General features: G+C 30.1%; 2 protein-coding genes and 1 pseudogene. All 3 read right to left on the bottom strand.

Annotated elements, in window-relative coordinates; genetic code table 11:
- Nucleotides 1-390: 390 nt before the first annotated feature.
- The gene (locus KHW44_RS09835; RefSeq protein WP_304068958.1) at nt 391-780 is read right to left on the bottom strand and encodes a VOC family protein; all 390 of its coding nucleotides are present in this window, start codon (nt 778-780) and stop codon (nt 391-393) included.
- Nucleotides 781-799: 19 nt separating this feature from the next.
- Nucleotides 800-1,024, bottom strand: a complete 225-nt coding sequence (locus KHW44_RS09830; protein WP_304068955.1) for a CD1845 family protein — start codon at nt 1,022-1,024, stop codon at nt 800-802.
- Between the two features lie 35 nt (nt 1,025-1,059).
- A pseudogene (locus KHW44_RS10180) lies at nt 1,060-1,195 on the bottom strand (23S rRNA methyltransferase); the annotation flags it as partial.

Here is a 1,195-nt window from a genome sequence, read left to right as displayed (position 1 = left end):
AAGTGTTTTCATCAATTTAGTTTACCTCCTCTCTCAACGTATAGGTCATTACACAAATGGAAAAATATTGTCTTAGTTGTGTCAACTAAGTTGGTGCAAATCTTCTTAGTATAATTCTACTTGATAATCAATACTCGATGCAAGTTCTTTCTTTTCTTCTTTTCTCCATGTCTTGTTTCAATATCTTCTTTTCTTGATTTTTTAGTTGCCTTAACCTTTCTTCTGTATGGTCAATTTTATCTTTTATTTCTTTTGATTCTTATCTTATTTGCTATAATTTTTTCATACTTATCTCCTTTCTTTAAAATTAAAAAGACGACAGAATTATTACTTTCTATCGTCTTGTATCTTTGGTATTCAGTTTTATTTAGCTCGACAAACTGGTATTTGTTAATTAGTAAATCTTAACAAATACCCATTGGGATCTTGAATTAAAAACTCTATTTGCATTTCTTCTATTTCATTAACTTGATATGTGTTTCTGGTTAGTTCTCTGTATAATTCTATATTCAAATTATTCACTAATTGATACAGTTCTTCAATATCATCGACAGATATTGAAAAATTTATTCCTCTTCCTAAAGGATATACTAGCTCACCTATATTCCAACCATCATCATGAATTTGTTCGAACATAAACTGACTATCTTGAAAAGACATGAAAACGAATTTATCTTCAGCACGTTCATATTCAATTTTAAATCCTAATTCACTATAAAATTTTTTAGTCAGATTAATATCAAAAACTGATAATTCAGGAATCATCCTACTAAAATCCATATTCCCTCCTTGACAAATACTAATTTATCCAAACCGCTTTATTTTTATCATTTATCAAATCAATAAACTCTATCACAGTTACTCCTACCATCGGAAGTCCGTAAGGACTAAATAGGAAACCAACAACCAATCCAGAAATACCTATTCCGACTTCTCCTTGAATAAAAGAAGCTAACGCCCAAAATAAGCAGAACACCATAATGATATACAACAACGCCGTTCCAATACCAAGTAGGAATGTCATAAATACAGATAGTCATAGGCTGCCATTTTTTTCTATCAAATCATTTTGAAGTGTCTCAAAGCATCCATGATGGCTTCTTCTTTTTCAGGTGTACACTGTGGAATAATTTGTTTCTCCTTTTTAGACTTGTTGTAATGTTCTCGTAATTCTATTCCACATTTCCTTTTTATC

It is taken from the genome of Finegoldia magna (genome assembly GCF_018371055.1).
Lineage (GTDB): Bacteria > Bacillota > Clostridia > Tissierellales > Peptoniphilaceae > Finegoldia > Finegoldia magna_I.
The sequence above is the reverse complement of the archived record's forward strand: the minus strand, read 5'-3'. Positions and strand labels throughout refer to the sequence as shown.

Excerpts from the sequence above, each read along its gene's own strand:
- KHW44_RS09835 (WP_304068958.1), bottom strand. The coding sequence starts at position 780 with ATGGATTTTAGTAGGATGATTCCTGAATTATCAGTTTTTGATATTAAT.
- KHW44_RS09830 (WP_304068955.1), bottom strand. The coding sequence starts at position 1,024 with ATGACATTCCTACTTGGTATTGGAACGGCGTTGTTGTATATCATTATG.